Source organism: Kitasatospora sp. NPDC088742 (assembly GCF_055584905.1).
On record NZ_JBVJLD010000031.1, the window covers coordinates 25,763 to 37,056 of the forward strand.

The 11,294-nt window shown below is 74.1% G+C and carries 9 protein-coding genes; 5 read left to right on the forward strand and 4 right to left on the reverse strand.

Annotation, left to right across the window (positions count from 1 at the left end):
* Positions 1 to 100: 100 nt before the first annotated feature.
* On the reverse strand, positions 101 to 4,738 hold the full coding sequence (locus ACZ6ZR_RS23455; RefSeq protein WP_465645252.1) for an ATP-dependent helicase: 4,638 nt from the start codon (positions 4,736 to 4,738) through the stop codon (positions 101 to 103).
* A gap of 251 nt (positions 4,739 to 4,989) precedes the next feature.
* Between ACZ6ZR_RS23455 and ACZ6ZR_RS23460 the strand changes: the two genes are divergently transcribed.
* Genes ACZ6ZR_RS23460 through ACZ6ZR_RS23470 form a run of 3 tightly spaced genes read left to right on the forward strand, consistent with a single transcriptional unit; the run spans position 4,990 to position 8,104 of the window.
* Positions 4,990 to 6,498: a S8 family peptidase gene (locus ACZ6ZR_RS23460; RefSeq protein WP_465645254.1), complete on the forward strand. Its 1,509-nt coding sequence runs from the start codon at positions 4,990 to 4,992 to the stop codon at positions 6,496 to 6,498.
* Between the two features lie 58 nt (positions 6,499 to 6,556).
* Positions 6,557 to 6,751, forward strand: a complete 195-nt coding sequence (locus ACZ6ZR_RS23465; protein WP_465645255.1) for a DUF3046 domain-containing protein — start codon at positions 6,557 to 6,559, stop codon at positions 6,749 to 6,751.
* Positions 6,752 to 6,772: 21 nt separating this feature from the next.
* The gene (locus ACZ6ZR_RS23470; RefSeq protein ID WP_465645257.1) at positions 6,773 to 8,104 is read left to right on the forward strand and encodes an AI-2E family transporter; all 1,332 of its coding nucleotides are present in this window, start codon (positions 6,773 to 6,775) and stop codon (positions 8,102 to 8,104) included.
* 68 nt (positions 8,105 to 8,172) lie between these two features.
* On the opposite strand, the gene ACZ6ZR_RS23475 is transcribed toward ACZ6ZR_RS23470, so the two are convergent.
* Positions 8,173 to 8,847, reverse strand: coding sequence for an HNH endonuclease family protein (locus tag ACZ6ZR_RS23475; protein ID WP_465645259.1), 675 nt, complete (start codon positions 8,845 to 8,847; stop codon positions 8,173 to 8,175).
* Between the two features lie 215 nt (positions 8,848 to 9,062).
* Between ACZ6ZR_RS23475 and recA the strand changes: the two genes are divergently transcribed.
* Together recA and ACZ6ZR_RS23485 are read left to right on the forward strand one after the other, a co-directional pair.
* Positions 9,063 to 10,178, forward strand: a complete 1,116-nt coding sequence (gene recA / locus ACZ6ZR_RS23480) for a recombinase RecA (RefSeq protein WP_465645261.1) — start codon at positions 9,063 to 9,065, stop codon at positions 10,176 to 10,178.
* A gap of 7 nt (positions 10,179 to 10,185) precedes the next feature.
* A complete protein-coding gene (locus tag ACZ6ZR_RS23485; protein ID WP_465645263.1) occupies positions 10,186 to 10,908 on the forward strand; it encodes a regulatory protein RecX in 723 nt (240 codons plus the stop codon).
* A gap of 13 nt (positions 10,909 to 10,921) precedes the next feature.
* Here the strand turns inward: ACZ6ZR_RS23485 and ACZ6ZR_RS23490 are convergent, their stop codons facing one another.
* Together ACZ6ZR_RS23490 and ACZ6ZR_RS23495 are read right to left on the reverse strand one after the other, a co-directional pair.
* Positions 10,922 to 11,116 carry a DUF397 domain-containing protein gene (locus ACZ6ZR_RS23490; protein WP_465645265.1) on the reverse strand — a complete coding sequence of 65 codons (195 nt, stop codon included), beginning with the start codon at positions 11,114 to 11,116 and terminating at the stop codon, positions 10,922 to 10,924.
* An 11-nt stretch (positions 11,117 to 11,127) separates the two neighbouring features.
* Positions 11,128 to 11,265 carry a DUF397 domain-containing protein gene (locus ACZ6ZR_RS23495; RefSeq protein ID WP_465645374.1) on the reverse strand — a complete coding sequence of 46 codons (138 nt, stop codon included), beginning with the start codon at positions 11,263 to 11,265 and terminating at the stop codon, positions 11,128 to 11,130.
* Positions 11,266 to 11,294: the final 29 nt, after the last annotated feature.

The following is an 11,294-nucleotide window of genomic DNA, read 5'->3' on the forward strand; positions in this document are numbered from 1 at the left end:
AACACGTGCAACTGGCTGACGGAGCCTCAGTTGCAGGTGAGCCGCCTTCCGATTCGCGCAGTTCCCCGCGCCCCCGGAGGCGTAGCCACTTTCCCCAGCGTCAGCTGCGCAGGCGGTAGCCGCGGGGGGACGGGTGGAAGCCCGCGTCCTCGAGCAGGCGGCCCTGTGGGGCGGTGAGGGCCGGGACGCCGTTCACCCGTTCCACCGTGGCGGTGGTGCCCAGTGCGCCGGCCCGGACTGCCGCGGCCAGTGCCGCGTAGGCAGCCGACTGCTCGCCCCAGGCCAGCAGGGACTTGCCGCCCCGTTCCACGTACAGCGCGGGCTCGCCGTCCAGCAGCACCACCAGGGCGCCCGCCTTCCGGCCCGGCCGGTGCTGTGCCTTCTCGCCCTCGCCGGCCGGGGGCTCGGGCCAGGGCAGTGCGGCGCCGAAGGCGTTCGCCGGATCGGCCGCCGCCAGGACCAGGGCCTGCGGGGCCTCGGCCGCCGGGGCGGCCGTCCACTCCCCGCCGTTCAGGCGCTCCAGCCGGGAGCTGACCGAGCGCAGCCGGTCGGCCGCGCCGTCCATGGCGAACTGGGCGCCGCCCAGGCCCTCCACGAAGTAGCCCCGCCGGGCCCGGCCTCGCTCCTCGAAGGCGGCCAGCACCCGGTAGACCCCGGCGAAGCCGCCGGGTACCCGCTCGGCCGCCACCGCGCCGCGGGTGAGCACCCCGTGCCGGTCCAGCAGGGCCTGCGCCTGGGCGGTGGCCCGCACGGTCGGCTCGGTGGCCAGCCGGGGCAGCAGCGACCAGCGCCCGGCCGCCGTCGGCGGGCCCGAGCGGGCGGCCGGACGGGCCAGGCCGCGGGAGCCGCCGCCGTAGCGGCCGCGCGGGGTGGCCCGGGGCGCCCGGTGGGCGGTGGCCCCGGCGGTGCGGGCGGAGCCGAGCAGCGCGCGGAGCGGGGCCAGGGTGTCGTTGGTGACGTACCCGGCCCAGGTCAGGTCCCAGAGGACGGTGTGCAGTTCACCCTCCGGCAGCTCCTGGCCCGTCAGCTCCCGGACGCGCTCGGCCAGCTGACGGAAGAACAGGCCGTAGCCGCCCTCCAGCGCCTCCAGCAGGGCCGAGTGCACGGGGGTGAGGGCGGGCGGCACCGGCTCGGGGCGGAGCAGGTGGGCGGCCTCCGGGAGGTGCAGGGCGAGCCAGCCGTCCTGGCCGGGCAGCGCGCCCGCGCCGGACCAGCCGACCTCGCCGGCGGCCATCAGCTCGTCCAGCATCCCGGGGGAGTAGTCCAGCAGCCGGGCCGGGAGGATCAGCTTCTCCAGCGCGGAGGCGGGCAGCGCGGTGCCCTGGAGCTGCTCGACCACCCGCAGCAGCCCGTCCAGCCCGCGCAGCCGGTGCCCGGCCAGGTGCTGCCACTGCGGCAGGAACGCGGCCAGCGCCCGGGGCGGGACGGCCTCCACCTCCTGGCGCAGCGCGGCCAGCGAACGGCGGCGCAGCCGGCGCAGCACCTCGGCGTCGCACCACTCGACGGTGCCGGTGTGGCCCTCGCCCGGCCGGAACTCGCCCTGGACCAGGCGGCCGGCGGAGGTGAGGCGGTGCAGGGTGCCGGTGACCACGGCGGTGCCCAGGCCGAAGCGGGCGCCGGCCTCGGCGGCGGTGAACGGGCCGTGGGTGCGGGCGTGCCGGGCCAGCAGATCACCCAGCGGGTCCTTCACCGGCTCGGTGAAGGCCTCCGGGACGCCGACCGGCAGCGGGGTGCCCAGGGCGTCGCGCAGCCGCCCGGCGTCCTCGATCGCGGCCCAGCGCTGCTCGCCGCCGATCCGCACCTGGATCGCCCGGCGGGCGCCCTGGAGCTCCGCCGCCCACTCCGGCGCCGCCCCACGGGCCGTCAGCTCGGCTTCGGAGAGCGGGCCGAGCAGGCGCAGCGCGTCGGCCACGCCCTCGGTGTCCTTGATCCGCCGCTCCGGGGTGAGCCGCTGGAGCTCGGCCTCCAGCTCGGCCAGCACCTGAGGGTCCAGCAGTTCGCGGAGCTCGGCCTGGCCGAGCAGCTCGGAGAGCAGGCGGGAGTCCAGGGCCAGGGCGGCGGCCCGGCGCTCGGCCAGCGGCGAGTCGCCCTCGTAGAGGTACTGGGCGACGTAGCCGAAGAGCAGCGAGCGGGCGAAGGGGGACGGCTCCTGGGTGGTGACCTCCACCAGCCGGACGGCGCGCGACTCCAGATCACCCATCAGCTCGACCAGGCCCGGCACGTCGAAGACGTCCTGCAGGCACTCGCGGACGGCCTCCAGCACGATCGGGAAGGAGCCGTACTCGGCGGCCACCTCCAGCAGCTGGGAGGCACGCTGGCGCTGCTGCCAGAGCGGGGTGCGCTTGCCGGGGCTGCGCCGGGGCAGCAGCAGGGCGCGGCCGGCGCACTCGCGGAAGCGGGCGGCGAACAGGGCGGAGCCGCCGACCTGGTCGGTGACCAGCTGTTCGATCTCGGTCTTGTCGAAGAGCGCGGCGTCGGCGCCGACCGGGGCGTCCTCGGTGACGGGCTTGTCATCGGAAGGGAAGTCAAGGAGGTCGGCGTCGGGGAGGCGGAGCACGATGCCGTCGTCGGCGTGCATCACCTGTGGGTCCAGACCGTGCTTCTCGCGCAGGCGGGCGCCGATGGCCAGCGCCCAGGGGGCGTGCACCTGGGCGCCGAACGGGGAGTGGACGACGATCCGCCAGTCGCCCAGCTCGTCGCGGAAGCGCTCGACCACGATGGTGCGGTCGTCCGGGAGGTGGCCGGTGGCGGTGCGCTGCTCGGCCAGGTAGCCGAGCAGGTTCTGCGCGGCCCAGTCGTCCAGGCCGGCGGCCTTGAGGCGGGTGGTGGCCTGATCGGGCGTCAGGGCACCCAGCTCGCGGACGAACGCGCCCAGCGCCCGGCCGAGTTCGAGCGGGCGGCCGAGGCTGTCGCCCTTCCAGAACGGGAGGCGCCCGGGCACGCCGGGAGCGGGGGTGACCAGCACCTTGTCGTGGGTGATCTCCTGGATCCGCCAGGAGGTGGTGCCCAGGGTGAAGACGTCGCCGACCCGGGACTCGTAGACCATCTCCTCGTCCAGCTCGCCTACCCGGCCGCCGCCCTTCTTCGGGTCCGCTCCGGCGATGAAGACGCCGAACAGGCCGCGGTCCGGGATCGTGCCGCCGGAGGTGACGGCCAGGCGCTGGGCGCCGGGGCGGCCGGTGACGGTGCCGGCCACCCTGTCCCAGACCAGACGGGGCCTCAGCTCGGCGAAGGCGTCCGAGGGGTAACGGCCCGCCAGCATGTCCAGCACCCCGTCGAAGGCGGACTGCGGGAGGGTGGCGAACGGCGCGGCCCGGCGGACCAGGGCCAGCAGCTCGTCCACGTCCCAGGTGTCCAGGGCGGTGATCGCGACCAGCTGCTGCGCGAGCACGTCGAGCGGATTGCGCGGCACCCGCAGCGCCTCGATGCCGCCGGAGCGCATCCGCTCGGTGACCACCGCCGACTGCACCAGATCGCCCCGGTACTTGGGGAAGACCACGCCGGTGGAGACCGCCCCGACCTGGTGCCCGGCCCGGCCGACCCGCTGCAGCCCGGAGGCCACCGAGGGCGGGGACTCCACCTGGACCACCAAGTCCACCGCGCCCATGTCGATGCCCAGCTCCAGGCTGGAGGTGGCCACCACGGCGGGCAGCCGGCCCGCCTTCAACTCCTCCTCCACCAGGGCGCGCTGCTCCTTGGAGACGGAGCCGTGGTGCGCCCGCGCGATCACGGCGGGCGCGCCCACCGCCGCTCCGGAGCCGCCCATCAGGGCGGCGGGGGAGTGGGCCTCGGGCAGCGGCTCGCCGGTGGCACGCTCGTGGGCGATCTCGTTCAGCCGGTTGCACAGGCGCTCGGCCAGGCGGCGGGAGTTGGCGAACACGATGGTGGAGCGGTGGGCCTGGACCAGATCGACGATCCGCTCCTCCACGTGCGGCCAGATCGAGGCCTGCGGTGACGGGTCGTCAGGGTTGCCGGCCCCGGGGAGTTCGTCAAGATCGGCGACCGGGACCACCACGGAGAGGTCGAACTCCTTGGTGGCGGGCGGCTGCACCACCTTCGCCCCGCGCTGGGGGGAGAGGAATCGGGCCACCTCGTCGACCGGGCGGACGGTGGCCGACAGGCCGATCCGGCGGGCCGGGCGGTCCAGCAGCTCGTCGAGCCGCTCCAGGCTGAGCGCGAGGTGCGCGCCGCGCTTGGTGCCGGCCACGGCGTGCACCTCGTCCAGGATCACCGTGTCGACGCCGCGGAGCGCCTCGCGGGAGGCGGAGGTCAGGAGGAGGAAGAGCGACTCGGGGGTGGTGATCAGGATGTCCGGCGGGTGCGTCGCGATCTTGCGGCGCTCGGCGGCGGGGGTGTCGCCCGAACGGATGCCCACCTGCACCTCGGGCTCGGGCAGGCCCAGACGGACGGCCGCCTGGCGCAGGCCGGCCAGCGGGGAGCGGAGGTTCCGCTCGACGTCCACGGCGAGGGCCTTGATCGGCGAGATGTAGAGCACCCGGCAGCGGCGCTTCGGATCCGCGGGCGGCGGCGTGTGGCTGAGGTGGTCCAGCGCGGACAGGAACGCGGCCAGCGTCTTCCCCGACCCCGTCGGCGCCACCACCAGTACGTCCGACCCGCTGCGGATCGCCTCCCACGCCTGCGCCTGCGCGGGCGTGGGCGCACTGAACGCCCCCGAGAACCACGCCTTGGTCGCCGGGGCGAACTCCTCCAACGGATCGCTCAGCTCAGTCCGCGCCATGCCCCCATGGTGCACGGGCCCACCGACAGCACCGGGCTGCGCCCCGCAGGGGCGCGAGGAACCGCGCGAGTTCGGAAGGCGGCCCAGTGCCAGGTCGGGGCAGGCGAGCCAGTTGCACGTGCTGCTGTTCCCCCGCGCGCGGTTCCTCGCGCCCCTGCGGGGCGCAGCCCCGTTCGCACCAACGTTCCACGGCGTGATCAGAAACAGGGTCATATCGTGATGAATCGGACCCGACGAGCGGAGGTCGTGCGATGGAACGGCTGGGTCTCGCCGTACGGACGCGGAAGGTGCGGGTCCGGGCGCTGCTGGGGGTGTTGATGGTGGCGCTGCTGATCGGTGGGGCGGTGCCGTTCGTGGTGGGGCCGGGGCGGTCGTACCTGAGCTATCTGGTGCTGGCGGAGCGTCAGGACCCGCAGGGCGCCCGGACCGCGGCCGCGCAGGCGCGGCAGGCGGGCGGGCGGGTGGTGCAGGAGTACCCGCAGATCGGGGTGGTGCTGGCGTACGCGACGGGCGGGTTCGCGGAGCGGCTGCGCGGGGCGGCGGGGATAGCCGCGGTGGGGGCGACCAGGACGACGGGGGTGCCGGGCCCGCCCGGGGCGTTGGAGGGGGAGGGGGAGTTCGGCGGGGCGGTGCGCGGGGACGCGGCGCAGGAGGGGGAGGGTGACGGGGCGTTGACCCCGGACCCGGGCGAGTCGACGGACTGGAACCTGGCGATGATCGGCGCGGGCGGCCGCGCCGCGACGGCCGGCACCCGCCCGGCGGCCCTGGTCCGGACCCCGGGGGCCGCCCGGCCGAGCGGTCAGGAGCTGCGTCGGGTGCTGGTCGCGGTGCTGGATTCGGGGGTGGACGACACCCACCCGGACCTGCGGTCGGCGGTGGACCCGGCGGCCTCGGCCTCCTGCGCGGACGGCCGCCCGGACGCCCGGTTCGGGGCGTGGCGGCCGGACCGGGGGGTGGGGGAGAGCGGGCACGGGACCCATGTGGCGGGGATCGTCGGGGCGTCCCGGGACGGGAAGGGCGTGACCGGGGTGGCGCCGGGGGTGCGGATCGCCGCCGTCCGGCTGCTGGGCCCGCTGGGGCAGTACTACGCGGAGAACATCGTCTGCGGGATGCTCTGGTCCGCCGACCACGGGGCCCGGGCGATCAACGACAGCTACTTCGCCGACCCGTGGAAGTACAACTGCCCCGAGGACCCGGACCAGGCCGCGCTGATCCTGGCGGTGGGCCGGGCGGTGGCCTACGCGCAGCGGCAGGGCGCGGTGGTGGTGGCCTCGGCGGGCAACGACGGGCAGGACCTGGGCGCCGTCCGGCACGACCAGCGCAGCCCCAACGACCGGCTGTCCGGCCCCGGGCGGAATCGTTTCCTCGGCCCGGAGTGCGTCCGTCTGCCCGGTGAGCTGCCCGGCGTGCTGACCGTGGCCGCGGTGGACCGCAACGGCCTCCCCTCGGGGTACAGCAACTACGGCCGGGGCCGGATCTCGATAGCCGCCCCCGGAGGGGAGCCGGACGGCGGGGCCGAGGGTGCGATCGTCTCGGCCTGGCCCGGCGGCCAGTACGCCGCGCTGGCCGGCACCTCGATGGCGGCCGCCCACGTCACCGGAGCGGTGGCGGTCGCGGCGGCGGCCCACCCGGGCTGGAAGCCGGAGGCGCTGGCCGCGCTGCTGGCCGACGCGGCCGCCGGGAACTGCCCGTACGCGCCGGGCGCCTGCGTGGAGCGGCAGTTCTTCGGCGCGGGCGTGCTGGCCCTGCCGTCCGGGTGAGGGCCGGCGGCCGGGCGGGCACCGGTGGACGGTCGGACCGCTCCGGGATACTGGGCCCATGAGGCTGACCGAGTTCTGGCGACGGATGTACGAGCACTTCGGCGAGGCGTACGCGGAGTCGTTCGCCCAGGACCACCTGATGAGCGAGCTCGGCGGGCGGACGGTCCGTCAGGCGCTCGACGCGGGTTGGGAGGCGAAGGAGGTCTGGCGGGTGGTGTGCCGTACGCAGGGGGTGTCGGCGTTGCTCCGTTGACCTTTGGGTAAGACTGGGCGGGTGGCCGAGAACCGGGAAGACCAGCACCCACCCCAGGAGACCCTGACCGAAGCAGCGGCGTCCGTGGCCGGCGAGGCGCCCCCGCCCGACACCGGGGAGCCGCTCGGCTCCGCCGCCGACGGGGGTGGTGCCGCTTCGGTGGCGCACGCGATCTGGGGGCGGGGGATGCCCCGCTGGCTGCCGCGGGCGATGGTGATGGCCCTGGTCCTGGTCGGGCTGTTCCAGCTCGCGGACTGGGCGTTCCGGCAGCTCATCGACCTGCTGGTGATGCTGTTGGTCTCGTTCTTCCTCTCGCTGGCGATGGAGCCGGCGGTGGACCGGATGGCCGCCCGCGGGGTGCGCCGGGGGCTCGGCACCTTCCTGGTGTTCATCGGTCTCGGGATCGCCATCGCCGGCTTCCTGACCGCGCTCGGCACCCTGCTGGTCGACCAGGTGGCCAAGATCGCCGGGGACCTCCCGCACCTGGTGCAGAACCTGATCGACTGGGTGAACCGGACCTTCAACCAGAGCCTCTCGCTGGACCAGCTCCAGCAGAAGTTGCTGAAGGACTCGGGGAACATCGAGAAGTACGCCCAGCAGGCGGCCGACAACGTCTGGGGCGTCTCCAGCACGCTGATCGGCGGGCTGTTCCAGATGTTCACCGTCGGCCTGTTCACCTTCTACTTCACCGCCGACGGCCCCCGGGTGCGGCGCACGGTCTGCTCGCTGCTGCCCCCGGCCAAGCAGGCCGAGGTGCTGCGGGCCTGGGAGATCGCGCTGGCCAAGACCGGCGGCTACCTCTACTCCCGGGCGCTGCTGGCGGTGGCCTCGACCATCGCGCACTGGATCATGTTCTCGGTCCTGGGGCTGCCGTACGCGGCGGCGCTGGCGGTCTGGGTCGGCGTGATGTCGCAGTTCGTGCCGACCATCGGGACGTACCTGGCCGGTGCGCTGCCGGTGCTGGTCGCGCTCACCGTGGAACCGATGGACGCGCTCTGGGTGCTGGTCTTCGTGATCGTCTACCAGCAGATCGAGAACTACCTGCTGCACCCGAGGATCACCGCCAAGACGGTGGACGTGCACCCGGCGGTGGCCTTCGGTTCGGTGATCGCGGGGGCCGCGCTGCTCGGCGCGGTCGGCGCACTGATCGCCATCCCGGTGGCGGCCACCCTGCAGGGCTTCGTGGGCACCTACGTGCGGCGGTACGAGGTGCAGACCGACCCCCGGATCGACCGGGGCGCGGACCGCAAGGGCCGGCGGGCCCGGCGGCGGGAGGCGGCTCGGCGGCTGCACCGGATGGTGCGCGGGGGCCGTGACGAGCACCGTGACGAGCACCGGGACGGGGACGCGTAGGGCGTGCAGGGCAAGTAGGACCGGGAGTTGACGGGCGGTCACCTGACGGGTGGCCGCCCGTCGTCGTGTCAGGAGGTGGCGCAGGTGTCGAGCATCTCGGTCAGCCTGGCCGCCTCGGGCGCGGTGACGTCGAGGCGGTACAGGTGCTTCACGTCGATCCAGGCCCGGGAGTAGGTGCACCAGTAGGCCGGGTCCGGCGGGGACCACTGGTCGGGGGACTTGTCGGCCTTGGAACGGTTGGAGGCGGCGGAGACCGCGATCAGCTGGGAGTGCTCCAGGTCGTTGGCGAAGGCCCGGCGGTCGGCGTTGGTCCACCTGTCGGCGCCGGAGCGCCAGGCGTTGGCCAGCGGCACCATGTGGTCGATGTCCACCTGGGAGGCGGCGGTCAGCACCTTGCCGTCGTACGGGCTGAGCCAGACGCCGGTGCTGGCCCGGCAGAGCTCGTCCTGGGTGACGCCCTCGCCGTCCCGGGCCAGCACCACCTCGCGGGTGTCGCACTCGCCGTACTGCCTCGCCCAGTGCGGGAACTTGGCGCGGCTGTAGCCGGTCATCGGGTGCGGTTCGGCGACGGTCAGTTCGGCCAGCTCGGCGCGAGCGTGCTCGGCGTCGGAGGGCTCGGGCAGGGCCCGGACGGGGGACGGGGGCGGTGCGGCGGCCCCGGCGGGGGCGGCCGTGGGGAGCAGGAAGGCGGCCAGGGCGAGGAGGACGGCGGCGGTGCGACGCCGTCCGACGGTGGTGATCATGCGTCCACAGGTATCGGTCCGACCGGTCTGACCTGGCGGTTTCACGCGGTCGAGGGCGTGGCGGCGGGGTGGTTGACTTGATTCGAACAGATGTTCCCTATACTGGGCCGCGGCGAGTTTTCCACAGGCCGAGCCCGTTTGGGGCGGATTGTCGGTGGGACGCGCTAGCGTCGAGGACGATGAAGCGCACAGGACAGAACCCGAGGGTGGAAGCCATGGCAGGTACGGACCGCGAGAAGGCTCTTGAGACCGCACTCGCCCAGATCGAGCGGCAGTTCGGCAAGGGCTCGGTGATGCGGCTCGGCGAGCGGGCGAACGAGCCGATCGACGTGATCCCCACCGGCTCCACGGCACTGGACGTCGCCCTCGGTGTCGGCGGCATCCCGCGCGGCCGCGTGGTGGAGATCTACGGCCCGGAGTCCTCCGGCAAGACCACCCTCACCCTGCACCTGGCGGCCAACTGCCAGCGCCAGGGCGGCACGGTGGCCTTCGTCGACGCGGAGCACGCGCTCGACCCGGAGTACGCCAAGAAGCTCGGCGTGGACACCGACGCCCTGCTGATCAGCCAGCCCGACACGGGCGAGCAGGCGCTGGAGATCACCGACATGCTGATCCGCTCCGGCGCGATCGACCTGGTGATCATCGACTCGGTGGCCGCCCTGGTGCCGCGCGCCGAGATCGAGGGCGAGATGGGCGACTCGCACGTCGGCCTCCAGGCCCGTCTGATGAGCCAGGCCCTGCGGAAGATCGCCGGTGCGCTGAACCAGTCGAACACCACCGCGATCTTCATCAACCAGCTGCGCGAGAAGATCGGTGTGATGTTCGGCTCGCCGGAGACCACCACCGGTGGCCGCGCGCTCAAGTTCTACGCCTCCGTGCGTCTCGACATCCGCCGGATCGAGACCCTCAAGGACGGCACCGAGGCGGTCGGCAACCGCACCCGCGTCAAGGTCGTGAAGAACAAGGTCGCGGCCCCGTTCAAGCAGGCCGAGTTCGACATCCTCTACGGCATCGGCATCAGCCGCGAGGGTGGCCTGATCGACATGGGCGTCGAGCACGGCTTCATCCGCAAGTCCGGCGCCTGGTACACCTACGAGGGCGACCAGCTGGGCCAGGGCAAGGAGAACGCCCGCAACTTCCTGCGCGACAACCCGCAGCTGGCCGACGAGATCGAGGCCAAGATCAAGGGCAAGCTCGGCATCGGCCCGAAGGTCGAGACCCCCGAGGGCGAGGCCGCCCCGGCCGCCGCCGGTGCCGTCGCCGAGGACGAGGCGGGCACGGCCGCCGCCAAGAAGACGGCGGCCAAGAAGACGGCGGCGGCGAAGAGCTGAGCCTGCCGTGACGCACGACAGCGGTACCGGGATGCCGGACTCGGAGGGCGAGTTCGGCATCCCGCCGTTCGACGGGATGTTCCGGGCCTCGGAGTTGACGGGCGGTCGGCGGCGCCGGCGCACGGCGATCGCGGCCGAGGCGGAGGTGGAGACCGAGCCCGAGGGCCCGACGGCCGGGGAGCCGCCGCCCGAGCGGGAGTTGACCAAGGAGGAGCGCAAGGCCGCGCGCAAGGCCCGCAAGGAGCAGCGCGCCGCCGAGGAGGCCGACCCGGCCGAGCGGGCCCGGGCGATCTGCCTGCGGCTGCTCACCGGGGCCGCCAAGACCCGCAAGCAGCTGGCCGACGCACTGGCCAAGCGGGAGATCCCGGAAGAGGTCGCCGAGCAGGTCCTCGACCGCCTGGAGGAGGTCGGCCTGATCGACGACGCGGCCTTCGCCGAAGCCTGGGTCGAGTCCCGGCACAACGCCCGCGGCCTCGGTCGGCGGGTCCTCTCCCAGGAGCTCCGCCAGCGCGGCGTCGCCCCCGAACTGGCCGAGCGGGCCCTCACCCAGGTCGACGAGGACGACGAGGAGGCCGCCGCTCGGGATTTCGTCGAGCGGCGGCTGCGCACCATGCGGGGCCTGGACGACCAGGCCAAACTACGCCGCCTGGTCGGTGCCCTGGCCCGCCGCGGCTACGCGGAGGGCCTGGCCTTCCGGCTCGCCAAGGAGGCCCTGGAAGCGGAGCGCTGAACCCAACAGCACGTCAGTTGGCGCGGAGTTCGCCGGTCTTGGCGGCGGTGACGAAGGCGGCCCAGGCGTCGGTGGTGAAGCGGAGGCGGGGGCCGTGGGGGTTCTTGGAGTCGCGGACGGTGCCGGGGTGGGCGTCGTCGTGCTCGATGCAGTTGCCGTTGTTGCCGCCGCTGTGGGTGCTCTTGCGCCACTGCTCAGTGCTGGCCATGTGCGGGCTCCTCAGCGGGTGGTGGGGAATTCGCCGGTCTTGGTGGCGGTGACGAAGGCGTTCCAGGCGTGGGTGGTGAAGTGGAGGCGGGGGCCGTGGGGGTTCTTGGAGTCGCGGACGGTGCCGGGGTGGGCGTCGTCGTGCTCGATGCAGTCGCCGTTGTTGCCGCCGCTGTGGG